The organism is Streptomyces coeruleorubidus (assembly GCF_028885415.1).
Classification (GTDB): Bacteria; Actinomycetota; Actinomycetes; order Streptomycetales; family Streptomycetaceae; genus Streptomyces; species Streptomyces coeruleorubidus_A.
The window spans coordinates 3,436,876-3,461,187 of sequence record NZ_CP118527.1 but is presented as its reverse complement, the minus strand read 5'-3'; the positions used below and the strand labels follow the sequence as shown (position 1 = coordinate 3,461,187).

At 69.6% G+C, this 24,312-nt stretch carries 31 protein-coding genes, 1 tRNA gene and 3 pseudogenes; 18 read left to right on the top strand and 17 right to left on the bottom strand.

Features of this window, described 5'->3' with window-relative positions; genetic code table 11:
* Positions 1–13: 13 nt before the first annotated feature.
* Together PV963_RS16065 and PV963_RS16060 are read right to left on the bottom strand one after the other, a co-directional pair.
* Complete coding sequence (locus PV963_RS16065; RefSeq protein ID WP_274816414.1) at positions 14–184, bottom strand: hypothetical protein; 171 nt, start codon at positions 182–184, stop codon at positions 14–16.
* 36 nt (positions 185–220) lie between these two features.
* The gene (locus PV963_RS16060; RefSeq protein ID WP_274816413.1) at positions 221–577 is read right to left on the bottom strand and encodes a PRC-barrel domain-containing protein; all 357 of its coding nucleotides are present in this window, start codon (positions 575–577) and stop codon (positions 221–223) included.
* 160 nt (positions 578–737) lie between these two features.
* Here PV963_RS16060 and PV963_RS16055 point away from each other — a divergent pair, with 160 nt between their 5' ends.
* A complete protein-coding gene (locus tag PV963_RS16055) occupies positions 738–1,571 on the top strand; it encodes a ribonuclease BN (protein WP_274816412.1) in 834 nt (277 codons plus the stop codon).
* Between the two features lie 198 nt (positions 1,572–1,769).
* Positions 1,770–2,048 (top strand): hypothetical protein, encoded by a 279-nt coding sequence (locus PV963_RS16050; protein WP_274816411.1) that lies wholly within the window; start codon positions 1,770–1,772, stop codon positions 2,046–2,048.
* Positions 2,049–2,215: 167 nt separating this feature from the next.
* Here the strand turns inward: PV963_RS16050 and PV963_RS16045 are convergent, their stop codons facing one another.
* The 5 genes and pseudogenes from PV963_RS16045 to PV963_RS16020 form a co-directional block, all read right to left on the bottom strand.
* The gene (locus tag PV963_RS16045; protein ID WP_274816410.1) at positions 2,216–2,932 is read right to left on the bottom strand and encodes a GAF and ANTAR domain-containing protein; all 717 of its coding nucleotides are present in this window, start codon (positions 2,930–2,932) and stop codon (positions 2,216–2,218) included.
* Between the two features lie 115 nt (positions 2,933–3,047).
* A pseudogene (locus PV963_RS16040) lies at positions 3,048–3,206 on the bottom strand (ANTAR domain-containing protein); the annotation flags it as partial.
* A gap of 589 nt (positions 3,207–3,795) precedes the next feature.
* Positions 3,796–4,080: pseudogene (locus PV963_RS16035) on the bottom strand (SpoIIE family protein phosphatase); the annotation flags it as partial.
* A 422-nt stretch (positions 4,081–4,502) separates the two neighbouring features.
* Positions 4,503–5,207 carry a DUF5994 family protein gene (locus tag PV963_RS16025; protein WP_274816409.1) on the bottom strand — a complete coding sequence of 235 codons (705 nt, stop codon included), beginning with the start codon at positions 5,205–5,207 and terminating at the stop codon, positions 4,503–4,505.
* Between the two features lie 39 nt (positions 5,208–5,246).
* Positions 5,247–5,594 carry a hypothetical protein gene (locus tag PV963_RS16020; RefSeq protein WP_274816408.1) on the bottom strand — a complete coding sequence of 116 codons (348 nt, stop codon included), beginning with the start codon at positions 5,592–5,594 and terminating at the stop codon, positions 5,247–5,249.
* Between the two features lie 421 nt (positions 5,595–6,015).
* Between PV963_RS16020 and PV963_RS43610 the strand changes: the two are divergent.
* A pseudogene (locus tag PV963_RS43610) lies at positions 6,016–6,277 on the top strand (acyl-CoA desaturase); the annotation flags it as partial.
* A gap of 35 nt (positions 6,278–6,312) precedes the next feature.
* Positions 6,313–6,510, top strand: a complete 198-nt coding sequence (locus PV963_RS16015; protein ID WP_274816407.1) for a hypothetical protein — start codon at positions 6,313–6,315, stop codon at positions 6,508–6,510.
* Positions 6,511–6,541: 31 nt separating this feature from the next.
* Here PV963_RS16015 and PV963_RS16010 read toward each other — a convergent pair whose 3' ends face one another.
* From PV963_RS16010 to PV963_RS15990, 5 genes are all read right to left on the bottom strand, one after another.
* Entirely contained in the window at positions 6,542–7,102 is a 561-nt protein-coding gene (locus tag PV963_RS16010) for a DUF5994 family protein (RefSeq protein WP_274816406.1), read from the bottom strand.
* A 233-nt stretch (positions 7,103–7,335) separates the two neighbouring features.
* A complete protein-coding gene (locus PV963_RS16005) occupies positions 7,336–7,548 on the bottom strand; it encodes an Asp23/Gls24 family envelope stress response protein (RefSeq protein ID WP_425540906.1) in 213 nt (70 codons plus the stop codon).
* A gap of 326 nt (positions 7,549–7,874) precedes the next feature.
* Entirely contained in the window at positions 7,875–8,147 is a 273-nt protein-coding gene (locus tag PV963_RS16000) for a hypothetical protein (protein ID WP_274816405.1), read from the bottom strand.
* Positions 8,148–8,196: 49 nt separating this feature from the next.
* Positions 8,197–8,421 carry a hypothetical protein gene (locus tag PV963_RS15995; RefSeq protein WP_274816404.1) on the bottom strand — a complete coding sequence of 75 codons (225 nt, stop codon included), beginning with the start codon at positions 8,419–8,421 and terminating at the stop codon, positions 8,197–8,199.
* A 4-nt stretch (positions 8,422–8,425) separates the two neighbouring features.
* Entirely contained in the window at positions 8,426–8,986 is a 561-nt protein-coding gene (locus PV963_RS15990; protein ID WP_274816403.1) for a DUF5994 family protein, read from the bottom strand.
* A gap of 1,013 nt (positions 8,987–9,999) precedes the next feature.
* On the opposite strand from PV963_RS15990, the gene PV963_RS15985 reads away from it, so the two are divergent.
* Both PV963_RS15985 and PV963_RS15980 read left to right on the top strand, forming a co-directional pair.
* A complete protein-coding gene (locus PV963_RS15985) occupies positions 10,000–11,367 on the top strand; it encodes a S8 family serine peptidase (protein WP_274816402.1) in 1,368 nt (455 codons plus the stop codon).
* A 25-nt stretch (positions 11,368–11,392) separates the two neighbouring features.
* Positions 11,393–11,659, top strand: a complete 267-nt coding sequence (locus PV963_RS15980; protein WP_184592807.1) for a hypothetical protein — start codon at positions 11,393–11,395, stop codon at positions 11,657–11,659.
* A gap of 635 nt (positions 11,660–12,294) precedes the next feature.
* Here the strand turns inward: PV963_RS15980 and PV963_RS15975 are convergent.
* From PV963_RS15975 to PV963_RS15960, 4 genes are all read right to left on the bottom strand, one after another.
* Entirely contained in the window at positions 12,295–12,876 is a 582-nt protein-coding gene (locus PV963_RS15975) for a DUF4145 domain-containing protein (RefSeq protein WP_274816401.1), read from the bottom strand.
* A 413-nt stretch (positions 12,877–13,289) separates the two neighbouring features.
* Positions 13,290–13,775, bottom strand: coding sequence for an NUDIX domain-containing protein (locus PV963_RS15970; protein WP_274816400.1), 486 nt, complete (start codon positions 13,773–13,775; stop codon positions 13,290–13,292).
* Positions 13,776–13,794: 19 nt separating this feature from the next.
* Positions 13,795–15,003 (bottom strand): helix-turn-helix domain-containing protein, encoded by a 1,209-nt coding sequence (locus PV963_RS15965; RefSeq protein WP_274816399.1) that lies wholly within the window; start codon positions 15,001–15,003, stop codon positions 13,795–13,797.
* A gap of 235 nt (positions 15,004–15,238) precedes the next feature.
* Positions 15,239–15,607 (bottom strand): GntR family transcriptional regulator, encoded by a 369-nt coding sequence (locus PV963_RS15960; RefSeq protein WP_274816398.1) that lies wholly within the window; start codon positions 15,605–15,607, stop codon positions 15,239–15,241.
* A gap of 149 nt (positions 15,608–15,756) precedes the next feature.
* Here PV963_RS15960 and PV963_RS15955 point away from each other — a divergent pair, with 149 nt between their 5' ends.
* The 11 genes from PV963_RS15955 to PV963_RS15905 all read left to right on the top strand — a co-directional run bounded on the left by PV963_RS15955 (position 15,757) and on the right by PV963_RS15905 (position 22,218).
* Positions 15,757–16,110 carry a hypothetical protein gene (locus tag PV963_RS15955; RefSeq protein WP_030835946.1) on the top strand — a complete coding sequence of 118 codons (354 nt, stop codon included), beginning with the start codon at positions 15,757–15,759 and terminating at the stop codon, positions 16,108–16,110.
* 2 nt (positions 16,111–16,112) lie between these two features.
* Positions 16,113–17,468 carry an FtsK/SpoIIIE domain-containing protein gene (locus PV963_RS15950; RefSeq protein ID WP_274816397.1) on the top strand — a complete coding sequence of 452 codons (1,356 nt, stop codon included), beginning with the start codon at positions 16,113–16,115 and terminating at the stop codon, positions 17,466–17,468.
* Between the two features lie 83 nt (positions 17,469–17,551).
* Positions 17,552–18,241 carry a DUF2637 domain-containing protein gene (locus PV963_RS15945; protein ID WP_274816396.1) on the top strand — a complete coding sequence of 230 codons (690 nt, stop codon included), beginning with the start codon at positions 17,552–17,554 and terminating at the stop codon, positions 18,239–18,241.
* A gap of 19 nt (positions 18,242–18,260) precedes the next feature.
* The gene (locus PV963_RS15940; RefSeq protein ID WP_274816395.1) at positions 18,261–18,455 is read left to right on the top strand and encodes a hypothetical protein; all 195 of its coding nucleotides are present in this window, start codon (positions 18,261–18,263) and stop codon (positions 18,453–18,455) included.
* 1 nt (position 18,456) lies between these two features.
* Positions 18,457–18,648 (top strand): mobile element transfer protein, encoded by a 192-nt coding sequence (locus PV963_RS15935; RefSeq protein ID WP_030894994.1) that lies wholly within the window; start codon positions 18,457–18,459, stop codon positions 18,646–18,648.
* Between the two features lie 12 nt (positions 18,649–18,660).
* The gene (locus tag PV963_RS15930) at positions 18,661–18,816 is read left to right on the top strand and encodes a hypothetical protein (RefSeq protein WP_107057846.1); all 156 of its coding nucleotides are present in this window, start codon (positions 18,661–18,663) and stop codon (positions 18,814–18,816) included.
* Positions 18,817–18,839: 23 nt separating this feature from the next.
* Positions 18,840–19,163, top strand: coding sequence for a SpdD-like protein (locus PV963_RS15925; protein WP_274816394.1), 324 nt, complete (start codon positions 18,840–18,842; stop codon positions 19,161–19,163).
* Between the two features lie 89 nt (positions 19,164–19,252).
* Positions 19,253–19,441, top strand: a complete 189-nt coding sequence (locus tag PV963_RS15920) for a hypothetical protein (protein ID WP_274816393.1) — start codon at positions 19,253–19,255, stop codon at positions 19,439–19,441.
* Positions 19,434–20,810 (top strand): replication initiator protein RepSA, encoded by a 1,377-nt coding sequence (repSA, locus tag PV963_RS15915; protein ID WP_274816392.1) that lies wholly within the window; start codon positions 19,434–19,436, stop codon positions 20,808–20,810. The genes PV963_RS15920 and repSA overlap by 8 nt, the downstream gene beginning before the upstream one ends.
* Positions 20,807–20,995: a helix-turn-helix domain-containing protein gene (locus PV963_RS15910; RefSeq protein WP_274816391.1), complete on the top strand. Its 189-nt coding sequence runs from the start codon at positions 20,807–20,809 to the stop codon at positions 20,993–20,995. Before repSA ends, PV963_RS15910 begins: the two co-directional genes overlap by 4 nt.
* Complete coding sequence (locus PV963_RS15905) at positions 20,995–22,218, top strand: tyrosine-type recombinase/integrase (RefSeq protein ID WP_274816390.1); 1,224 nt, start codon at positions 20,995–20,997, stop codon at positions 22,216–22,218. Before PV963_RS15910 ends, PV963_RS15905 begins: the two co-directional genes overlap by 1 nt.
* Before the next feature lie 87 nt (positions 22,219–22,305).
* On the opposite strand, the gene PV963_RS15900 is transcribed toward PV963_RS15905, so the two are convergent.
* A tRNA-Arg gene (locus PV963_RS15900) sits at positions 22,306–22,381 on the bottom strand.
* A gap of 320 nt (positions 22,382–22,701) precedes the next feature.
* On the opposite strand from PV963_RS15900, the gene PV963_RS15895 reads away from it, so the two are divergent.
* The gene (locus PV963_RS15895) at positions 22,702–24,309 is read left to right on the top strand and encodes a dynamin family protein (protein WP_274816389.1); all 1,608 of its coding nucleotides are present in this window, start codon (positions 22,702–22,704) and stop codon (positions 24,307–24,309) included.
* Positions 24,310–24,312: the final 3 nt, after the last annotated feature.

Sequence of the window (24,312 nt, the reverse complement as noted above, 5' to 3'; positions counted from 1 at the left end):
GGGGTGCCGTTCGTCATCGGAGGGGGCGGTGACCGGTGCGCTGGGACCAGCGGACGGCGATGAGGCCCAGCGCAGCTACGAGGATCACGATGCCGATGATCAGTAGGTAGCCCAGCCCCTCCGCCGCCACTCCGATGACTCCGAGCACGACGGCGACCAGAACGAGAAAGAGCAAGAAGGCCATGACGCGTCCACCTCTCTTGGGTGGCTGAGCGGGCGATCAGCGGCGCGCGAGCTGCCGCTCGCCGCCTGCGCCCGTCTGGTAGGGCATGTCGTAGTGCTGGAAGATCGCTTCCTCCGACTCGGCGGGCAGGATGTCGTCCATGCCGACCGAGGGTGCCTTCTTCACCAGCGTCTTGGTGTAGGAGACCTTGACGTAGTCCGGTCCGAGGGTCGCCTCGTCGAGGGGGACGAAGGCCAGGTGGTGGCGGGTGGGGAGTCCGGTGCGGACCGTGGCCATGGCCGGTTCGTCGGTGGCGGTGTCGACGTAGACCGCTTCGAGCACGCCGATCTTGTGGCCCTTCGGGTCGACGACGCTGCGGTTGCGCCACTCGCGGATATCGGCTGAATGGATCATGGCCTGCCTCCTGAGCCGTTGATCCGGGCCAGTACGAGCCGCCCCCTGCGGGCAGTTGCAGCCTGCTGAGCCCGGTAGGCCATTGTTCTTCCAGGCTATCCGGGAATCTCTGCGTCGCGCCCTCGCGCGGCAAGGGTTCCGAACGTGGTAGTCGACAGGCATGCCGATGAAGCCTTCCGGCGCCGCGGACCGTACCTCTCGGTTCGGGCCGCTGCACCGCGTGATCAGCCGTTCTCCCATCGGGCGCGGATGGCGGCGGAGCAGGGACATCGAGCTGTGGTCGCGTTCGCTGGGCTTTGCCGCGCTGGGGTTTCTCACGCTGGTGCCACTGCTGATCATTGTCTCCTCTGCCGATCCCGGGCACGGGCGGGGGTTCGCGCAGTGGCTGGGAGAAGGGCTCGGTGTGTCGAAGGCCGCCAGGCTGCAGGTCGAGCAGTTGTTCACCCGGCCCGGCCAGGCCCTGCGGACCACGACCGCGTTCGGTATCGCCGCCCTTGCCGTGTTCGGTCTGAGCTTCGGGGCGGCGGTGCAGACCGGCTATGAGAAGGTCTGGGGCCTGCCGTCGGCACGCTGGTGGGCCAGATGGCGGCACGTGGTGTGGCTCAGCGTCCTCACCGGATATCTCTACGTCTCCGCCACCACCACGCTGCGGCGTGAACCCCTGGCAGGTGTGGCCGTCGCGTCGCTGAGTGCCGTCCTGTTGCTGTGGTGGTCCCAGCGCCTGCTGCTCGGCGGGAGGATCCGCTGGCGTGCCCTGTTGCCCGGCGCCGTGGCCACCGTGATCGGGCTGATCGGCCTGAGGGTCTTCTCCAGGCTCGTCTTCTCGCCGCTGATCGCAACCAACGTCGTCACCTTCGGACCTGTCGGAACAGTCCTGGTCATCCAGTCCTGGCTGGTCGGCGTGGGCGTCGTCGTCTTCGGCGGGGCGCTGGTCGGCCGGCTGCTGTACGAGGAACTCCCACGCATGGCACACGCACTGAAACGGCGCAGATGAAATGCCTCCCCGCAACTGGTCATTTCGCTCGGGCCGCGAGTTCGTCATCGCTGCCGGCCCGGGTTCCTTTTCGGATCCGCGGGCCTCTACACGCGCTTACGTCGCACGCTATCCGCAACCCTTGGACAGGACTACGCTGTGGGGTGAGGCCCCAGTCCCCGGTATCGATGCTGTGTCCTGCTCCCGGGGAGGCCCACCGTGTTCGTCCTGCTCCTCATCCTCATCGCGGTCCTGTTCGGCTTCGGCTTCCTCAGTCCCATCTGGTGGGTGGCCGCGGCTGTGCTGGTCTATGCCGCCACCCGACACGGCCGCGATCGTGGCGGCGGCCGGAGCCCCAGCGGCAGTTCCGGTCTCGGCGACTACCGGGACTACCGGGAGCGCCGGAACCGCCAGGAACGCTGGGACCGCCGCTACAGCCGTCAGAACCGGGCGCGCTGGCGGCGCGAGGACCGTCGGGACCGCGAACACCGCAGGTGATCCGTGAAGTGGCCGGGTAGCCACGGGTTGCGTTCGGCTGCGGCCGGGGTCCCGGTCGCCGCCTGGGAGGGGAAGTCGCTCCCGGAACCGATACAGCGGGAGCCGGGAGCTGTGGGCTCACCCCTTCTGCAGGCACAGAGCAGTAACGGGCGCCGGCAAGGCGTGGGTCAGGGCCCCAGGCCGGTGAGGGGTTCGGAACCGTCGATGAGGGCGCGGGCCACATCGGCCAGGCGCCGGTTGTGGGCGCGGGCGTAGCCGCGCAACGCGGTGAACGCCTGCTCCATGTCGATGTCCTGGCGTTCGGCTAGCTTCCCCTTGGCCTGTTCGATCAGTACCCGGCTGTTCAGCGCCGTCTGCAGCTGTTCGTTGAGCACCGTGCTGCGCTGAGCGGTGCGTTGTTGCAGCAGGCTGATGGTGGCGACGTCGGCCAGGGCCTGGGCGACAGGTGTGGCGGCCGGGTCGAAGGGGCCGGGGGCGGTGCGGAAGAGGTTCAGGGCGCCGACGGTCTCGTCCCGCAAACGCATGGGCAGGGCCTGGACCGCCCCGAACCCGCTGCGCCGAGCCGCCACCGCGAAGCGCGGCCAGCGGGCGGTCGCCGTACCGAGGTCGGGGACGATCACCGGTACACCGGTGCGGAAGCACTCGAGGCAGGGGCCTTCGTCGTTCTGGAGCTGGAAGAGCTCCAGCAGGCGGACCTGTTCGTCGGAGGCGGCCATGACGCGGAGTTTGCCGTCCCGGTCGGCGAGCAGCACCCCGGCGGCGCTCGCGTCGAGCATGCTGACGCAGCGGTCGGTCAGCAGGCGCAGGAAGTCGATGAGGTCGAAGTCGGCGACCAGATTGTCGGCCAGCTCGACGAAGGTCTTGGCCAGAAGCCGTTGGTCCATCGTGGGCACCCTCGATTGAGACTAGTCCTTGCCCGAAGGGGCGGGAAGTACGGCACGTTCCTCGGCTGGGACCGAACGTCAGGTTGAAACGAAGCCCACGGGCCACCACGTCGGCGGCCACGTCCGCGAGCCGGCGTCCCTGCACATAGGCACAGACGCGGAGCCGGACGAAGGCTTCTTCGATGCCGACTCCGAGCTGAACCGTGAGCATCCCGCTGGCCTGGTCGACCTCCGCTCGGTATGCGCCAAAGTCCTCGAAGCCGCGGTCCGGCATCGGCGCCGGTCGGCTCGTCGGTCGGCGCGCCCGCCTCGTCGATCCTCGTGTCGAGCAGGAGGAGCGTCGGGATCACCCCCTTTCTGCAGGGGAGCGAGAACACCGCGCGGGCTCCGGCTTCCAGGGCCGCGTCGGCGAACACGGATGGCTCGCCGCGGCCTTGGACATCGCCGACAGCCCGGCCCCGCCGACCGGCAGCGTGGCCACGGCCGCGGTGCATACGTCCACCACACTCACACGGGCACCTCGTCGGACCGCCTGCTCGGCCACCAGCATCCGAATGCGGGCCGACCGCCCGTCAGACCCCACGGGTGCCACCGCCTCCAGGCATCGTGACAAGGCCCTCCAGCAGCCACCCCCAGGAGCGGAGCGCAGCGAGGGTCTGGCGATCGGCCCGGTCCACCAGGGTGGCGCCGGGCGATGCCTGATGGTCAATCAGTGACTGCCCTCGCCGTGGTTCGGCCGTCATCGCACATCACCAGAGAGAACAGGCGCCAGCGGGGCAGACCGGTGCGGCGGGGCTGGACGGGGCGCGGCCGGGGTGTCGCCGAGAGGAGGTGGCAGGTGGCCGAACGGAAGGCCGAGGAAAGAGGGTCGCGTCGTCGGTGGTGCGGCCTCCCCGTTGCTGCTTCAGGGCGTGGGAGAGTGAGCGCACCACCGCTCGTACTCCCTTCTCCGTGTGTTCGATGCGGTTGACCCAGTAGATGAGTTGTTCTTCGCCGAATTGTTCTTCGCCGGCTTCGTGCTCCTCGATCAGGCCGTCGGTGAAGCACAGCACTCGGTCGCCGCGTTGGAGCGTTTGCTGGCTGATCCGGGGCTCTTCACCGCCGAAGCCGACGGGCAAGGTGGTCGGGCCTCCGAGTTGACGGACGACCGTCGGACAGGCCGATGTCGGCACGTCTGGCGTGCCGGTAGGCCTCCGACGGTCGATCTCACCGGCCAGGGTGATCAGTGCTCGCCCGCCCCGGTCGTGCCCCTCGCACAGTCAATGGCCCGGCGACGGAAACCGCCGGGTCATCTGTGGTGAGTCGTACGGCTGCGGCGGCGCGGCGGGAACCGGCCGCGGCCCCCGTCGCGGTGGTCCCGCCGTCGCCGGTGGTCGGCGACTCGGACCGGTCCGGTTCCACCGGGGGCTGCGGGGTGCCGCGGCCGCGGCGGCCGGGCAGGGCGGCGCTGTACCGGCGCACGGCGATTCTGTCGGCGTGCTGGATGTTGAGCCGGTGGATCACGTATGCGCCCGCTGCGATGAGAACTATGAAGGCAGCGACTGTCAGGAAGGCGTTCATGGCGGCCACCTCACATACCGGTGATCAGACGACCGGTCCGGCTGGGCGGACCGGTCTGCTCCGGAACGGCCGCGGCCACCGCGGAGGCGCCGCCCTCGTACTCCCATGCCTCGTCCGGGTCCAGTGGCCCCTCGGTCGTGGAGACGCTGTGCCGGGCCTCGTCCGCGGCGATGAGCGCGCTCGCGGTCAGCGGCGGGCCGTCGTAGTCGGACGCGGCAGCCATCAGACGGGCCGCCGACGCCGCTCCGGTCTCCGGAGGGATGACCAGCAGGTCCCAACGGCCGGTGCCGTAGGAGAGCAGCAGCAGCTTGTGCGGGTCGATTTCCCGGGTGAACCAGCCGATCTTGACGATGTGGCCGTCCACGGGAACCTTGCGGGGGACGACCGGCCAGTGCTCCGGGTTGACGGCGATGCGGGTGATGCGGCCCCACAAGGGGTCCAATACGTCGGTCAGTGCCGGAAGCTCGCTCAGCAGATCCCGGGAGCGGGGCCACCAGGCACCGTCCAGGAGTCCACGGGAGGTGCCGTCGGTCTTCAGGGCGAGACGCGCGGCCGGGGCTGCGACGGGCTCGAGGTGCGGCAGGGGTGGAACCAAGGTCGCCGACATGATGCGGACCCGTCTCCGGGCCGCCTCTGCGGCAGCCCGGGTTTCATCGTTCCCCGAGAACGACCCGGCGTGGAAGCCGGTGTGCGAAATGCCCTCGGTACTGTCCACACTACTCCGCGCTCCCCTGCGGCGCGGAGTAGTGGCCGCCTAGATGTGGAGCAGTCGCTGGATGATCTCCCGGTACTGCCTCAGCGCGAGCCGGAGTCCGTCGGACTGTGCCTCCGGATCCTGGTCCTGCCAGCCGGCGCGCAGGAGACGCCGCCGTTCCGCGAGGGCGTTCACGAGCTGGGCGGTGGCTTCGTCAAAGGCGCTCTCGGCCTCTTCCAGCGCCTCGAGCGGAGTGTCGGCGAAGGTGTTGAGGGCGTGCCGGAGGGACTGGACGATCTTGTCCTGTTCGTCCGACGGGAGCAACGGCTCCGGGCCCGGGCTGCGGCGCGCGGCCGGACCCGGGGTTTGGCCAGAGGGCTGCTGGGCGCGCGTCTGGTCGTACATCATCGGGGGCCGCTTCCACTACGCCTGAAGGCGCCCTTGGCTTTCTCCGCGGCCTGCTTCAGGCTTCCGGAGACCCGGTCGGTCCTGCCTCGGCGTTGCAGTCGCCTGTTGCGGGTGACCCGGCCGAGTTCTTCCGTGATCCTGCCCTTCATCGTCTGCGCCTGGTTACTGATGGCCCGTGAAACGGTCATGGCCGGCCTCGCTGTTGTCGGGTAGGTGGGTTCTCGCGGGGTCTGGGCGAGGCGGGAAGGCGGAATGCTTCGCCGTGTGTTCCGGGGTGGCATGGCTCTGCACCGTGCTGCCAGTCAACGTCCGGCCACGGTCCCTGTCAACGCGGTGGCCACGCGATCCGGCCCGCCTCGTCTCGGAGCGTGCGGGAGTACGGTGGAGAAGGCGAGGGCACGTCGTATGCCGGTGTCCGATCCGGCCCGCCCGCCCCGTGCGCATCGCGCTCGCGGTGGCCGGGTCAATGAGTTTCCAGAGCGACGTCATCGGCTGGGTCGCCACCCACCGCCGCCACCACGCCTTCACCGACCGGCCGGGCGACCCGCACCCCCCCGTACCGCTACGGCACCCATCTGCGAGGCCGGCTGCGCGGGCTGCTGCACGCGCACGTGGGCTGGCTGTTCCGCAACGACCGCACACCCGCCGACCGGTACGCCACCGACCTCCTCGCCGACCGCGACACACCACACTGCAATTCCCCTGGCTGCTCGCTGGATTGCCGCGCGCGTGGGGCCGCATCACGGGCGTCACCGTCAACGGGGCGACGTGGTCCGCGAAACCCGGCCGGATGCTCGTCTTCGACCAGGTCGTACGACTGCCCAGGACCGTGGCGGCACTGCTGGTCGCGCCTCCGGACACCAGTGAGGAGGCCGCGGAACCACTCATGGCGGCCGCGGCAAGTGGCCACGTCTGATCCGGCCCACCACGGACTGCCCGGCGAATCATCAGGGCACCGACGGCCGGGTTCGGCGACGAGGACCGTCACACCCCCCCATCAGTCGGCCGGGCCGGCCGGTGGTGGCCTCGCACGACGAGGAGGTTTCGCCGACCTGTTCCGCCGCCACGATGGCGGCCGCGGTCGTCGGCGGGCCGGTGTTCGCGCTCGCGGCGGCCATCAGCCGGGCGGCCGAGGGGGCGCCCGTCTCCGGGGGGATCACCAGGAGGTCCCAGCGGCCCGCGGTGTAAGACAGCAGCAGGATCTTGTGCGGATCCTGCTCCGACGTGAACCAACCGACCTCCACCGCATGGCCGTTGACGAAGATCTTGCGCGGGAGTGTCGGCCAGTAGCGCGGGTTGACGGCGATATGGGTGATCCGTCCCCACAGCGGATCCAGTACGTCCGCCAGAGCGGAGAGTTCGTGCGTCAGGTCACGTGACCGAGGCCACCAGGCGCCGTCCAGCTCGACGTGCCCTGGTGACGGACTCACGGGTTTCAGCGCGAGGCGCGCGGTCGGGGCCCTGAAGGGAACGGCCCGTAGCGGGGGAGGAGAGGTGGTCGCGGACATCGCGCGAACCCGTCTCCGGACCTCTGCGCGAGCGCAGCTGCCCGGTGTCGTTGCTCACTGGGAACGACACCGGCATCGGAGCCGGTGTGCGAGATGCTCCCGATGAATTCACGCTACTCCCCGAGGAGGCCGAACGGGCCGCTCCTGGACGCCGGCGTCGGCTCACTTCCGTCGGCGCCAACCGCGGCCGTACCCATCGCGCGCTCCTTGCTCGCTTCGGCTCCGGCAAGCGATTACTCGAGCCGCCGCTCGTACTCGACGACGATCTCCAGGTCGACCGCGGTCTGTACCTCGCCGACCTCGACCTTCACCCCGCTGGCGACGGACTTCCCGCCGGCACCGGGCATACGTTCACGCATGGCCCTCACGCCGTGGGCGAACCCACCGCCCATCGCAGGGACGCCCGGCACATCCCGGGTCGCCGGCCCGGCGATTTTCGCCCCCACACCGTCGGCGATTGTCGTATGGCCGCGCGACCCCGGTCGCTTCCGTGCGGCACCCCCGCACTCTTCCCGCCGTGCTTGCCCAATGATCGACGACGCAGTCGCGTCACTCGCGGAGACCGGCCGAGTGGATCACACGTTCTCCCGGTGGCATGTGCCGGTGACGCAACGGCCCCGGCGTATACACACCGGGGCCGCCCTTCCGGGTCGTTGCACGTGAGAGTGCGCGGACCCACTCACCAGGGTATGCCCGGAACGTCATTTCAGTCATATGGGAGGACATGGCCGCCATGTGACCGACCGGAGCCCTGAGGGCGGCCCGTGCCGTGTCAGTCGCCGTCCTTCTCCTCGGTCTCCATGAGCTGGATCCCTTTGTGCGTCAGTGTGACCATCGTGGGTGTGTTTCCTCGCGCCCAGTCGACCTGGATCAGTCCCTCGGCCGCCAAGTACGTGCAGGCGGCGGCCAGGTCCTCCTCGGGCATGGCGAGGTCCTCGCGCAGCCGCGCCCCGGTGAGGCCGAGGAGGCGGTTGCCTTCGATGGCCTCGTACAGGCTCTTCATGATCGCCTCGCGGTACTGCTGCCGCTCGTGCAGTGTCGCCATGGTCGCCTGCCTCTCGTGCCGGCGCTGACCGAAACGCTTCATAGCGTCATCAGCGGCCCCCCTCTCGAGGCTCACGGCGTGCGGCATCGGCAGGCGGACCCTTCGGCGCGGTCGCACGCGGGCTCTTGCGGTTCCGCCGACCGATTCCCGGTAGGGCATCGCTGTAGCGGAACGCCCTGATCCTTTCGTCATGCTGTGCGTTGAGCCGGTGGATCAGGAACATTCCCGCGATGATCACAAAGATGATCACCGCGACGGTGACGGCTGTCTCCACATCCTCACCTCCTCAGGGCGGAACTCATCCTCAGGGCGGAACTCAAGATCCCAATCGCGGCTCCGCCGTCGGTCTCCCATGCCTCTTCCCGGCTCCGAGCCTCCGTCCCGTCGTGGCCGGTGGCCTCGTCGGCCATGAGACCGCTGGCGGTGCGGATACCTCCCGGAACGGTTGCTGCTGCCATCAGCCGGGCGGCGGCGGCCGGCTCCGTCTCCGGAGGGATCACCAGCAGGTCCAGGCGGCCCACCGTGTAGGAGAGGAGGATCACTTTGTTCGGGTCCTGCTCGTCGGCGAACCAGCCGACATGCACCGTGTGCCCCGTGACGGGGACCTTGCGCGGGATGACGGGCCAGTGGGCCGGGTTCACGGTGACGTGGGTGATCCGGCCCCAGCGCGCGTCCAGCGCGTTCGTCAGGGTGGGGATCTCCCGGAGGAGATCACGGGAGCGCGGCCACCAGGCGCCGTCCAGGAGAGCTGGAACCGAGCCGGTCGGGGCCAGGGACAGCCTGGCCGACGCCGAAGGCAGGCGCTCTTTGATGATCGTAGGTTCGATGGTCGCGGTCATGATGCGGACCTGTCCCCGGCCTCCTCCCGGAGGCCGGCCTTGTTGCTCGCCGGGAACGACACCGACACGGCGGCCGGTGCGCGAAGTACTCCCGTTCGCTTCACTCTACGCCGCTCCGAGGCCCCGGGGCGCGCTCGTGAGCAGGCACTTTACCGAGAGGCAACGAGTCCGGCACCGCCGGCGAGCGCAGCCGGTGCGGCGGCGCACGACTCGCGGTGGGAGAACTGCTGAGAGGACGAGGTCCCGCGTTCGGCGGGGGCACCGGATTCTCGCGGCGATCCTCGCCGCCGTCACCACCCACAGAGCCAACGGACCAGCGAAGTCAGGCCGGTTGCCCGCAGCCGCCGAAGTCGTCTCCAGCCGGACACCCACCGACTTCACCAGGGGGTCATCCGCACCCGCGAAGCCGCACCCGCTGCTGACCTGCTTCTCTTCCGGTGTTGGGCGCCTCATCGATCGGCCTCCCGTTCCCGAACGCGGACAGGCCGAGGCCCTTGGACCGAGCTCGATTGCCCGCCGATGCGTCGCCCACTCGGCACCGGCTGCTCCGGGCGCACGAGGAGGTTTCCGAAGAATGCGCCGAGGCCTTCGGGGGCCCGTTCGTCTCGCGGGCCGCTGCGGTTGCTCCCCGCAAGGGCCACACCGTACGGGCTCCGCTTCTTCAGCCCCGCAGCGAGATGCGCGGCATGAGCCTTCCTGTGCGCCTTGGCCGGCTGACCGGGCAGAGGGTGTGCTGGTCAGCAGTTGAAGGGTGGAGGGACGGGGCGCCTGTAGGCCATTCGGGGGTCTCAAGGTGCGGTGCCGCATTTGCGCGGTGAATATGGGCAACGGCGCCTGATCCGCATCTGCCCACCGCGCGCTCGGCATCGGCCGATCCGCCGGTCGAGGGCAGGTCGCAGGGAGGCCACCCATCGCCTCTCAACGGCTCCCCACCCAGCCGCACCCTCCGCGAGCCGCCGTGGACGAAACGCCGCTCGCGTGCGCTGGATTTCCGTCCCACATCAAGGAGAACCATGCGTGTCCTCATCCAGATGAAGCCCGACCGTGACGTCGTTGAGGCCGTCGCCAACCCCCAGCTCACCGCGACCACTCAGGATGTCGCCGGGTCGATGCCCGGCGTCGAGCTGGACCAGTCGTTCACACCGGTGGCGCTGCCCAGGCCGGTGCCGTCCACGGCCGAAGGGGACCCGCTGTCCCTGACCCAGCCGCTCCGGTTCTCCATGCGGCCGGAAGACGCCACCGTCCTGGTCCGTGGAGAGATCCACGACTACGACGCCGCCAGCCGGCTCTCCATGCTGGCCCTCAGCCGCTCGCAGATCGTCGGCGTCTCCGCCGACCCGGTCATCCAGACGTCGCCCACGTGTCCCGGGGACGGACCGGTCGGGAACTGGCAGGACGTGAAGAACCTCCTCGCCGAGCTCGGCGCGGACGACCTGGACGGCAGCGGTATCGCGCTGGCGATCACCGACACCGGCATCAACACCCAGCACCTGAGCAACGAGCTGGACCGTCCTGTCACGGTCGACGCGGCACGGAGCTGGAACCCGCCCGGAGTGACCGGCAAGCCGGGCCAGTTCCCGGTCGACCACGGCACCATGTGCGCCTTCGACGCCCTCATCGCCGCACCGAAGGCGACGCTGATCGACGTGCCGGTCCTGCTCTCGCAGCAGCAAGGCCCGACGGTCATGAGCGGGCTGCTCTCGGACGCCGTGGCGGCCTACTCCCACCTGTGGAGCGTGCTGGAGACGATGCCCGACGACAAGCGGGCCCTGGTCGTCAGCAACAGCTGGGGTTCTTTCTCGCCCCGGTGGGACTTCCCGCCCAGCCACCCTGGGAACTACTCGGACAACCCCGGCCACCCCTTCAACCTGATGGTGACCGCGCTGGAGAGCGCGGGCGCCGACGTCCTGTTCGCGGCGGGCAACTGCGGCCTGGACTGCCCTGACGGCCGCTGCGAGTTCCCCGACCGGCCCATCGTCGGCGCCAACTCGCACCCGCGTGCGCTGTCCATCGGTGGTGTCGACACCCGGGGCAACCGGGTCGGCTACTCCTCGCAGGGCCCCGGCCGGCTCGATCCCAACAAGCCGGACATCTGCGCGTACACCCACTTCGAGGGCTCACACGCCTTCGGGGCGGGCGAACCGGACTCCGGGACCTCGGCCGCCTGTCCGGTGGCCGCGGGCGTGGTCGCCGCCGTACGCACGCAGTGGTCGGCCAACGTCATCAAGCCGGCCGAGCTTCGCATCCTGCTGCAGCGGACGGCCGACGACCGCGGCGCCGCCGGCTTCGACCACGACTACGGGTTCGGCATCATCAACGTACCGGCGATCATGGATGCGCTTCGCCGCCGCAGCAAGAACGGGCACGGCATCCGCAGGTAGCCGCTTCACATCCCAGGAGAGACCGATGGCTCCCGACAAGCCAACCAGCCTCATCACGGTCACGCTCCCGTCGGGAGCCACGCTCGAGGACGCCCTGCGTCAGCTCGGCATCGGCCGCGACGCGGTCGACACCGACTACGGACTCGTCGACCTGCACAACGGCACCTACGCCCTGCTCGTCACCGAGGCGGTCGCCGAGCGCGTCCACGGCACGCCCGGTGCCCAGGGGCCGTACGCGAACCCGAAGATCGAACCCTTCGGCCCGCCCCAGCCCCGCCCCGACGAAGACTGAACCTCGACGACACAGGGGCCGACCCGCCACAACGGCGGGTTAGAGATCAGGGCTCGCAGGCCCGGTGCTCGGCCCAGGCCTGTGCCGCGCGTTGCATTGGCTTCGCCCAATCGTCCGTGCTCTCCTCCGCGATGGAGCTCCAGAGTCGGCGCTGGACGCGGGCGAGCGCGTCACGGCGATGCCGCTCATGTTCGGCTGAACGACGGGATCCCGCCCGCCCAGGTGGCCGAGTGGGCCCGGAACAGCGTTGCCGTGTCTCCCCGAGCGCGTCGCATCGACTGACATGCGCCCTGACCAGCAAAAAGCCCTCCCCAAAGGGAGGGCGGAGACTTGCGCCCCCGGCAGGACTCGAACCTGCGGCCAAGCGCTTAGAAGATGCGGGCAAGCCTCGGTGGGGCGGTCTAATCGTCTTCCCTTGGCACCGCGACGGTTCACCGAGTGCCGCTGCCGTCCGGCGTCGTTGCCGTCAGCGCTGCCGTCACTGCCGTCGGCGGTGCTGCCGTGTGACCACCGCGTTAGGAGTTCGATCCGGCCCCGCTTCGGCTGTGGTCGGCGACTGGTGGGACGGCCGGGCAGAGTCGCTGATGTACGCGCACCCGTCCGGCGTCGTTGATGTCAGCCGTGGATGTCAGAACTCAGTTTGCTGGCGACTGCCTACGGTTTTGGAATTCCTCGTACTTGGCTGTGAAGACGTAAATGTAGTTCAGTAGAGCTTCAGCAAGGGACAACGCATCCGCTGCGTCTTCCCGGTTTACCGATTCCTTGCTGAAGTGCGCGCCTTGGTTACCTAGTACTCGCAGCGCCTGCGCCCAGTCGAAGAGGCGGCCCTCGATCTTTCCGTCATCGCGGAGTTCCTGAAGTGCCTGGAAGAGGGCTCTCTTCTGGGTGCCCTGCTCGATGCACATGCCTTCCAGCGTACGGCGGACCATGACGGCAGCAGCCGTGTACAGCTTGGCATCGAAGCATGCACGCGCTTCCACCATCTCACGCGCTATCGACGCTGGGATGCCCTGAGCCAGTGCGGCGACCTGCGGCCACAATCGTTGAGGCTCCTCCGAGTCGGACGCTTTCCAGAGCTGGGGTTGTTTGCATTTCAGGCAACCCCAGAGTTTGTAGTCATCTGGATGGACATCTTCGTCTGGCGCCACATCGCGATGTATGACCCACTCGTCAAAAAGGGATACTTCATCACAGTGTGGACACTCGAGTAACTGCATAACTTGGCTCATACATGCCTCCGAATCCGGTGCGTTCGCCTGCTGAGCCTAGCGCGCACCAGGTCGGTGGAGCGGCTTTGGGCTGGAGCTGCTTTGGGGCGAGTGATCATGGCCCCGTAAGCTTCCGGCGCGTCGGGCAGTCTGTGGACCTGCCCGTTAAAGCACGACGTTGGGGCCATGATCTTAGAGGCTCGCCCCAAAGTGGCTGCCTAAAGCCGTGGAGCCGACCGCCCCAGCCACAGAGGGTGTCTCCCACTTCCTGCCCGCAGCCGCCGAGCGCGCCGCCGGGCGCGGCCAGCCGGGGCGCAGACAGGAGGCAGGCCGCGCCGCAGAGGCGGCGCGCGCCCGCGCCGTGCGCGGGCTCTTGATGGATGTAGGGAAATTCTTACCGCACTGCGGTCAGTCCTGTGCGATCACGCAGCTCGGCTCTCCGGCCTCTGGCCATGCTCCAAGTAAACCGGGGCAGACTCGGACTTGGCCTCGGCCGCCGCGAGGATGCGTCGGGCCAGTCGCGGGATGGTGCGCTCCGTGATCTGCTCGGAGGACAGAAAGGCGAAGCTCTTCAGCTCGTCGGCCTGCAGGGCGATTGCCGCCAGGTGCTCCTGGCTGAGCTGGCCGCCGTCGAACAGGTACAGCACCTTGTCGCCCTCGGCCTCGTTCGGGGCCCAGTCGACCGCGAGCAGGCGCCCGATGGGCGGCTTGATCCCCAGCTCTTCCTGGACCTCTCGGACGGCCGCGTGCAGCGGAGACTCGCCGGTCTCGACGTACCCGCCGGGGATCTCCCAGTAGTCCTTGTACGTGGGTTCCACCATGAGGACCCGCCCTGCGGCATCAAAGAAGAGCGCACCCGCTGCCATGCGCGGATGCGCCATCTTCGCTTCCTGTGCGTTCAGTGCCATGCAGCCGAGAGTACCCAGCTCAGATGACATGCAGCCTGTTGGCCAGGTCCGCCAGGCTGCGGCTCGGCCGGCCCCTCTGGTTCCGGACCCAAGTCAGGACGAGTTCGCGCGCGAGGTAGTGGTTCCGTACCTGCTCAGGGGCCCAGCTCTCCGCTTCGAGGATCTTCGCCAAGGCGTCGTCCATGCGGTTGTGGGCGCTGAGGGCTCGGGCCACTTCGAGGTTGTGGCGTGTGCGGCGCTCGGTCGGCAGCGCGCTGGTGTCGATCTGCGGACCCAGATCCACCGCGACCTGCATGTCTCCCAGCTCTGCGGCCGTGGCTACGCGGTGGATGGCCACATTGGTCGGACCGAAAGCAGTCCACACGTGGTTGGCGTCGGCTCCCAACCGCCGGGCCGCCTGGTCGGCCTCGGCGAGAAAGGACTGGGTCGTGGCGCGGTCCTCCGCCCGGGCAGCCGCCATGGATCCGGCGAGGAACAGGGTTCCGTAGATCGACAGGAACTCGGGGTTCGCGTTGTCCAGGCCGGGGCGGAGGTACTCCCCCGCGTCGCCGACGAGCTGCGTGGCGGCATCGAACCGGCCGGTGGACAACAGGCAGTGGGCGACGGAGCGGAACAGGGATCCGGTCACCACGGCATTGCCGGACTGCTGGGCGGCGGCCAAGCCGCGGTCGGCTGCGATCCACGCCAGATCGGCCTCGCCGAGCTTGGTGAGCACCATGGCCGCGCCCTGGTAGGTCATCGCCATGAGTTCATGCGCTTGCTCTCGCTCCCGGTAGGCCTGGGCCGCGATGAGCGCATCGGCCAGCAGCAGCGGTAGGTGGCGAGTGGCGAATGCATAGCGCGAGTCCTGGTACGCGTCCCACACCTCAGCGACGCTGCTGCGGAGTTCGTCGAGTGAGGTCGGCTCGCCCTCGGTCGTGACCCCGAGAAGTGGGGTCAGCTGGCGGTAGTTCATCAGGGCCGAGCGAAGCGCCGGCACCGTGCGCGTGCCGCTGTCGGCTGTCCAGTCCAACAGGGTGGGTTCGGCGAGCAGGTCGCCCAGGGTCACGTCGAGTGCATCGGCAAGCGACTTGATGACCGAGAGCCGGTCCAGTTCGATCCGGTTGTTCTCGGCCTTGCTCAGCCAGTCGACGGTTCGGCCGACCAGCCCGGCCAGGACTTCTTGGGACATGCCACGCCTGCGGCGGTACCAGGCAACGCGTTCGCCGATCGTCAGGTGCGTCGTCATTCCTCGCATGGCAAGAGCGTCCCCCCGTCTCTACATGGGACCCCGGAGAGATTTTCCGGGGTACTCCGGCGACCTGCTCCTAGCGTTGCTGACAACCCCAGGGACTGTCAGGTCGAACCACGACGAAGGAGCCACGCGATGCCGCTGACCCCGGCCGAAGTGGTCGAACTCATCAGGGAGGTTAGAGAGCTTGGCGAGGAGGTGGCCGCGCTCGGGAATCGAGCTGAGGCGTTGGTCAGTCGTCTTGCGTCTGGTTCCGCACCAGTTGCTCAAGTTGATCCATCCGGTCGGCGAGCCGACGTACCTCCTGGCGGACGTCCGACAGGTATCCGGCGATCTCCTCGAACTCCGGGCTGTGCTTCGCCGGTCGAGGCTCGTCGGGAAGGGTGACGAAGCTGCCTTTGCCCTGGTGGGAGATCGCGTAGCCGTCCTCGCGAAGGCGTGAGATCGCCTGTCGGGCCACCGTGCGCGAGACGTCGTGCGTTGCCATCAGCTCGGTCTCGGACGGCAGTTTCTTGCCTGGAGCCAGCTCTCCCTGGCGGATGCGGCGCTTGAAGTCGTCAGCGATCTCCAGGTACTTCGCGCGTCCGGTGAACTCGGCCATAGCCCCTCTCAGTGCTTGTCGCACTAAGTGCAGCACATCCAACCGACAACAGTCGAGAACCACTTGACGTACTAAGTACTTCAGGTGCACTCTCATGTCAGGTCGACGTACTAAGTACGTCAAGTTCGATGACAGCTAGGAGCGCACTCATGCGTCAGATTCCCGTTGAGACGTCCGGCGCGACCGTGATGGTCGCCAAGGCCCCGCAGCCCAAGGTCCGTGATCGCCGTACCGGTGAGATCGCTATCGACGCCGACGGTGTCAAGCTGATGACCGTCGACGTGATGTTCGCGGCCAACGACGAAGTCGAGATCCTGTCCATCACCGTCCCGGAGCCCGGTATCTCCAGCGACCTGGCCATGGGCACCCCGGTCGCCCTGACGGGCCTGATCGCCCGGCCGTGGGAGAACGAGTTCAACGGCCAGAAGCGCCACGGCATCGCCTTCCGCGCGGTAGCCGTCACCTCGCTGGCCGCCACCGGTTCGGCATCCGAGGCGGCCTGATCATGACCTGGTTCATGGTCGCTGTGGTTGTGGTCGTCGCCGCTGCGGGTCTCCTGCGGTGGCGGCGCCCCGCCTGGTACTGGCTGACCTTCGGCGTTATCCTCGCGACCCTGCGGGTCCTGGCCCGCTACGCCTCGGTCATGGACGCCTGCGGGCTGACGGTCCCGCCCTCGCGCTGGCGGCTGGCTCTGGCCCGGATGACCAACCGGCCCGTGCCGGAGTCCCGTGTGCCGCGCATCCTGCGGCTGCGGCCCACCAGGACCGGCCTGGTCCTCCGGTTGAAGCTCCGACCGGGACAGGACGTCTTCGACGTGACAGCCGCCACGGACCGGCTACGCCACTCCTTCGGCATGTACGGCGTAACCTCCCGCGAGCTCCGTTCCGGCGTTGTTGAGGTGCGGATGACCGGCTATGACGTGCTCAAGCAGGTCCAGATGCCCGCGAAGGTCGATCCTGCTCCGATGCGGGTGCCGGTCGCGTTGCGGGAGGACGGCTCGGTGCACTACCGCGACTACCGCGCCGTCCCACACGGGCTGACCCTGGGCGCGACGGAGTCCGGCAAGTCCGTCTACCAGCGCAACCTGGTCGCCGGGCTCGCCGTGCAGCACGTCGCCCTGGTCGGCATCGACTGCAAGCAAGGCGTCGAGCTGTTCCCGCTGGCCCGCCGCTTCTCCGCCCTGGCCGACAACCCCGACACCGCCCTGGAACTGCTCGAAGCCCTGGTGTCCCACATGGAGGAGGTCTACCAGCTGATCCGGGCTGAGCAGCGCATCAGTGTCGCCGTGCCGGATGCGGAGATCGCCGCCGACATCTGGGACCTGCCCGACGACATCCGCCCCGTCCCGGTCGTAGTCCTGGTCGACGAGGTCGCCGAACTCGCCCTGTTCGCAAGCAAGGAGGAGGAGAAGCGCCGGGACCGGATCATCACCGCCCTGGTCCGTCTCGCCCAGCTCGGCCGCGCGGCCGGCATCTACCTGGAGATCTGCGGGCAGCGCTTCGGCTCCGAACTCGGCAAGGGCATCACCATGCTCCGCGCCCAGCTCACCGGCCGCACCGCCCACCGTGTCAACGACGAAACCTCCGCCAATATGGCCTTCGGCGACATCTCCCCGGACGCCGTCCTGGCCGCCATCCAGATCCCCGCCGAGACACGCGGGCTGGCGATTGCCGGTGACTCCACCGGTGGCTGGCACCGCATCCGCGCCCCGCACACCTCGCTGCGCCAGGCCGTGAACCTCTGCAACAAGTACGCCGACCGCACCCCCGACGTCCCCGCCCTGGCCGCCTACCGGCCCGCCGTCGCCGTGCTGCCCTCGGCCCGGGTGCCGCTGTCCAAAACAGCCCCCGCCACCGCCTGACCTTCCCCTGTTCCACCGGTTGGCGTGACCGCTTCGCGCCAGGTCCCTACCCCCGCCATGCCACATCACAGGAAGGAGCCGTGATGGCCCGCCCCGCTCTCCGCGTCGACGCCGTCCTGGTCCAGGCCGTCATCGCCGGGGCGCTGTCCTTCGCCCACCTCCACGACCTGGCCGCCGCTGCCGGACAAGACGGCTGGAAAGCCTGGGCCTACCCGATCAGCGTGGACCTGCTCCTGGTCGCTGCCTGGCGACGGCTCCGCTCGGACGGTCCGTCCCGGCTGGCCTGGTGCTGGTTCGTGATCGCCCTGGTCGCCTCGCTCGGCGCCAACGTCGCCACCGCCGGACTCCTCGACCTCGACCACGTCCCGGCCTGGCTGCGCATCCTCGTCGCCGCCTGGCCCGCCCTGGCCTTCATGGGCGGCACCCTCCTCGCCCACTCCGCCACCGACCGGGAGCCGGAACCGCCGGCACCCACGGCCCCGGCCACCGAACCGGACTCCCAACTGGTCACCGAACCGGAGCCCGAGCCTGAGCCGCTTCCGGCGGTCGACGACACCCCGGCCCTTCCGGCTGCCGAGCCCGCCCCTGCCGAGCCTGCCCCGGTCGCCGCTGCTCCGGCTGTGCCGGTCCCGGCCGCGCTGGTCGACCACGCCCGCAAGGTCGCCGACGACCACCACGCCCGCACCGGTACGCCGATCGACCCCGACACCCTGCGCGCCCGCCTCGGCGTCCCGCCCCAGCTCGCCGACGCCATCGCCGCCCACCTCGCCTGACACCGACGGGAGACACGCCATGACCAGTGACCCGGCCGACCTGACCGCCGCCGACCACCTCGACGCCGCCCGCGAGATGGCCGCCACGAACCGGCCCCTCCTCGCCCACCTGCTCGCCGAGGAAGCCGCCCGCCGCACCGCCGACCCGGCCACCGCCGCCGGTATCCGCGCCGCCTTCCCCGACCCGGCCCTGACCCGAGAGGAGACCGACTGACATGCCCGCCCGCGACCACTTCCACTCCGTGATGCGGATCGGCCCCGTGCAGATCGGCACCCACCGCGACCGCCACGGCCAGACCAAGTACGCCGCCGTGTGCACCGCCGACCGGTGCGGCTGGTCCTCCGACTACGGCAGCCAGTCCGCCGCCCAGCTCGCCGCCCGCACCCACCGCTGCCGCGTCCGCTAGGAGGCCACCGCCATGGAAGTACCGCTCTGGCTCGCCCTGCTCGTCGTCGGCTACCTCGGCGTCAAGCTCATCCGCCCGCCCGCCTGGCTCATCGCCGTCCTGCTGCTCGGCGGCTTCCTCCTCGCCGACAGCGTCCTCGCCCCCGCCATCGACACCGTCGTCAAGTAACCACCCCCGAAGGGAGTTCACCGATGTTCCGTCCGAAGATCCCGACCATGCCCACGCCGACCGGCCAGGTCAGCCCGCCTGCCGTGGTCGAGCCGACCACCATCGTCCCGGCCGTCCAGACTCCGCCGCACCCTTCGGTGGCCCCGGCCCCCGCACCGTCCCGGCCCACGGTCCAGCTCACCCCCGGTACCGCCCTCGCCCTCGTCGGCGGCGGTACTGCCGTGGTCCTGGTCGTCGGCGCCGTCCTGGTCTCCATGCTCCTGGCGGTCGCCATCACCGGCGCCTCGGTCGCCGTCTGCGCCGTCGTCCTGCGCTCCCTGCTCGCCTCGGAGACGAAGCGACGCTGACCGGCCCCCGGGCGGCTCCGATACCGCCAAGCATCCGCCGCCCGGGCGCCGTCCCTGTCCGATCCACTGAACCGGAAGGAACCCCCAGCATGACGCACCGCACCACCACGCCGACGCCTCGCATCTGCCCGAACTGCGACGGCTTCGCCTCCGCCGCCATCACCACCGGTGGCCGCGACCGTCACGGCCACCTGCGCACCATCACGGCCGACTGCCCGGCCTGCAACGGCCTGGGCACCGTCCCCGCCCGCCGTGTCCCGGAGGGTGCGCGTGTCTGACCTGCTCGACCCGACCACCCTCGGCGACCTGCTGAGGGTGGCCTCGGCATCCGACTACAGCCGCTGGGAAGACCAGATCCGTCGCACCGGCGGCTGCTCCGACCCCATCCACCTCACCGGCTGGACGATCCAGAAGGACAAGACGACCGGCGAGATCCTGCACCACTACTCCACCGAGAACGAGCCGGGCGGGCGCCTCCGCGTGGCCTGCGGCAACCGCCGCGCCTCCCGCTGCCCGTCCTGCGCCTGGACCTACGCCGGGGACACTTACCACCTCATCCGCGCAGGGCTCGCCGGAGACGACCGCCGCGACATCCCCACCACCGTCCGCGACCACCCCCGCGTCTTCGCCACCCTCACCGCCCCCTCCTTCGGCCCGGTCCACAACAGGCCCGACCGGGGTGCCTGCCGCTGCGGCACCCACCACGCCCCAGACGCCCCGGAACTCGGCACCGCCCTCGACCTGGCCACCTACGACTACGCGGGGGCTGTGCTGTTCAACAACCACGCCGGGCAGCTCTGGCAGCGCTTCACCAATCGGCTCCGCCGCGAGATCGCCGCCCGCGCCGGCATCACCCAACGCGAGCTGAAGGAGTGCGCCCGCCTCTCCTACGGCAAGGTCGCCGAGTTCCAGAAACGCGGCGCCGTGCACTTCCACGCCGTGATCCGCATCGACGGCCCCGACGGACCCGACACCCCACCGCCGTCCTGGGCCACGGTCGACCTCCTGTCCGACTCCATCCGTGCAGCTGCCGCACACTCCTACACCTCCGTCTCCGTCCCCGCCGCCGAAGACCAGCCCGCCCGCACCTTCCGCTGGGGCACCCAGCTCGACGTGAGGCCCGTGAAGGCCTTCGGTGACGGCTCCGCAATCACCGAACAGGCCGTCGCCTCCTACGTCGCCAAGTACGCCACCAAGGCCGCCGAGAACACCGGCACCCTGGACCGCCGCATCGGCGAACTCGCCGAACTCGACCGCCACCAGGTCCCCGACCACACCCGCCACCTCATCGAGGCATGCAAGCAGCTCGACCCGCTCTACCCCGACCGGCTCCTGTGGGCCTGGGCTCACATGCTCGGCTTCCGCGGCCACTTCTCCTCCAAGTCCCGCCGCTACTCCACCACCCTCGGCGCCCTCCGCCAGGCCCGCGCCGACTACCGCGCCGCCCAGGAACACGCCGCCCTCGGCCTGGACGACCGCGAGCCGGACACCGTCCTGGTCCTGGCCGACTGGCAGTACGCCGGACACGGCCACACTCCCGGCGAATCAGCCCTCGCCGCCACGATCGCCCGCGACATCCAACTCAACCGCGAAACCGCCCGCGAAGCACTACGCGACCAACTCGCCCAGGAAGGAGCCGCAGCATGACCACTGCCACTCCCGAACTGCTGACCGTGCCCGAAGTCATGGCGCGGCTCAGGCTCGGCCGTTCCACCGTCTACGACCTGATCCGCTCCCGCCGTCTGGTCTCCATCACGGTCGGCCGTTCCCGCCGCATTCCGGCTGATGCCCTGCGCGACTTCATAACCCGTGAGATCGAGGAGGCTGCCTGATGGCCAAGCGCAACCCCAACGGTGAGGGCACCATCTACCGCCGCAAGGACGGCCGGTACGAGGGAGCTGGCTACGTCCTGATGCCGGACGGCACCTACAAGCGCCGACGGGTCTACGGCCACACCTGGGAGGAGGCTCGGAAGAAGCTCACCGAGCTGCTCTCCAAGAGCGACCAGGGCATTCCTGCGGCCGACACGACCGAGAGTCTCGGTACCTATCTCCCGTACTGGCTTGAGCACGTCGTGAGCCACAAGGTGCGGCCCTCGACGGTCTACAGCTACAGCAAGTGCGTCAACGCGTACATCGTGCCCCGACTTGGAAAGAAGAAGCTCGCCCGGCTCTCAGTCAAAGACGTGCGCCTCTTCCTCGACTGGGCTCGGCAGGCGTGCCAGTGCTGTGCTCAAGGACGTGATGCCGCTCGCCCGGCGGGTGCGCGTCGCTGCTGTGCCGCCACTCCTAAGCGGTGCTGCGAGCGTCGGCTGTCGCCGCGCATGGTCCAGTACCTGCATGCGGTGCTGCGGAACGCGCTCCAGCACGCGGTCCGTGAGGAGTTGGTGCAGCGCAACGTTGCCAAGCTCGTGCAGGTCCAGACTCCTCGGTACCGGGTCGGCCGCGGTCTATCCGTCGCCGAGGGGAAGAAGCTCCTGGAGGACGTGCGTGACGATCGGCTGAGTGCGGCGTACGTGCTCGCGCTGTACCTGGGGCTCCGGCGTGGTGAACTGCTCGGGCTCCACTGGTCGGACGTTGACCTGGACGGGGGATCGCTGGAGATCCGTACGGCCCTGCAGCGGGTCAACGGAGAGCTGACGCTCACCGCGCCCAAGACGCGCCGCTCGGAGCGACCCGTACCGCTCCCGGCCGTGTGTGTCGACGCACTCCGCCGGCACCGTGAGCGCCAGGCGGAAGAGCGCGAAGCCGCAGGGGAGCAGTGGCAGGAAACCGGCCTGGTCTTCACCACCCGGCGGGGGACTCCGATCGAGCCCCGGAACCTGAACCGGCACTTCTACCCGATCCGCGAGCGGCTCGGCCTGGACGTCCGCTTCCATGACCTCCGCCACACCTGCGTGACCCTGCTGCTGGGCCTCGGGATCCCGCCGCACATCGTCCGGGACATCGTCGGGCATAGCGCCCTGGACGTGACGATGAACATCTACGCGCACGCCGACATGACGGAGAAGCGGGCTGCTCTGGACAAGCTGGGAGACCTGCTGTCCGACGAGTGACGGGGTCGTTGCCGTCAGCGTTGCCGTCAGAGACACGAAACGCCCTGGAGGGGAGATCCCCTCTGGGGCGTTTTGGCTGGTAGGAGGTGGCGCCCCCGGCAGGACTCGAACCTGCGGCCAAGCGCTTAGAAGGCGCCTGCTCTATCCACTGAGCTACGGGGGCCGGTGTGGTGGCCTCTGTCGTGGTGCCCTGGTGTGGGCCGATCCGTGACGTTGCCGGGGACAAGGATAGGGCTCCCGCGTCCTTGTCCCTGTTGCTTCGCCTCCATGGCTCGATGTGGAGGTTCGGTGAAGCGGTCCTGATAATCGCAGGCAGGTACGAATCGTGCACCGCTTTTGGCGTCTGAGGCATCGGGTGTTGTGCACTCGTTATGCCTGGAGTGTGCCCGTGTCCCAGTAGTCCCTTCCGTCCCTTGTGTCCTGTCGGCGCGCAGACATGCTCATATGCTTCAGAATTCCCCTAAAATTGGGCATTCTTCGCATGTGGTGACCTTGGACGTACGGCCTCAGCTGCTCGACGCACTCTCCGCCCTGCGCGACCGTGTCGCCGCCGCACGCTTCCCGCTGCCCCTGGCGGGGGCCCCACGCGCGCGTGCCAGACGCGACGAACTGCTCGCCCAGCTCGACGACTACTTGGTGCCCCGGCTGAGAGACCCCGAAGCGCCACTTCTGACCGTCGTGGGGGGCTCCACGGGAGCCGGGAAGTCCACGCTGGTGAACTCCCTCGTGGGACGGCGGGTCAGTGAGGCCGGGGTGCTGCGGCCGACGACACGGACACCCGTGCTGGTCTGCCATCCGGAGGACCATCACTGGTTCAGCGGCATGCGGGTGCTGCCCGATCTCACCCGCGTGTGGGTACCCCAGCAGGACCCCACGGACGATCTGTTGCTCCCGGGCGAGAACCCCGCGCGCGTGTTGCGCATCGAGACCGTCGAGACGCTGCCGCCCGGCCTCGCCCTCCTCGACGCCCCCGACATCGACTCCCTGGTCTCCGACAACCGCGTCCTGGCCGCCGAGCTCATCTGCGCGGCCGACATCTGGATCATGGTCACCACGGCCGCCCGCTACGCCGACGCCGTGCCGTGGCACATGCTGCGCACCGCCAAGGAATACGACGTCACCCTCGTCACCGTCCTGGACCGGGTGCCCCACCAGGTGGTCGCCGAGGTGTCGCGGCAGTACGGGGCGCTGCTCACCAAGGCCGGACTCGGGCAGGTGCCGCGGTTCACCGTGCCCGAACTGCCCGAGTCGGCCTGGGGCGGCGGGCTGCTGCCGGCCAGCGCCGTGGCCCAGCTGCGCACCTGGCTGGTCCACCAGGTCCAGGACCCGGCGGCCCGGCAGCAGGTCGTGGCCCGCACCGCGCACGGCGTCCTCGACTCCCTCAAGTCCCGGATGCCCGAGCTGGCCGGCGCCGCCGCCGCACAGTACGCGGCCGCGCTGCGGCTCACCGCCGCCGTCGACGGGGCGTACGACAGCGAGCACAAACGCGTGCGGGGCCGTTTGCAGGCCGGGGCGGTGCTCGCCGGGGACGCCCTGAAGCGGTGGCGCGCCTTCCCCCTGGACTGCACCGCCGACGAGCTCCTCGACGCGCTCGTGGAGAGCCTGAGCACGCTGCTGCTGTGCGCCGTCACCGCCGCCGACGAGCGCATCGACGACGCCTGGCGGCGCGAACCCGCGGCGGCCGCACCCGGGCTCGCCGACCGCGAACCCGCCGCGGAGAGCGCCGAGCACCGGATCGGTCTCGCCGTACGGCGGTGGCGGCGGGAGCTCGAGGAGTACGCCGAGGACGAGGTGCGCGAGCTCGACCGGAACCTCGCGCCCGATCCCGAGCTGGTCGCCGCCCTGGTCGCCACCTCCCTGCTGGGCGGCCGCCGGGGACGGACGGCCGGGGAGGGGCTCGCCGAGCGGATCGGCGCCCACGGCGCGCTGCGGTTGCGCGACCGCGCCGGACGGCTGCTCACCGAGCACGTCGACCGGGTCCTGCACGCAGAGCGCGAGCGCCGGCTCGCCCCGCTCGACGCCCTCGACGTCCACCCGGAGCCCCAGGCCGAACTCATCGCCGCCCTGTCCGTACTTCAGAAGGAGAGGTGACCG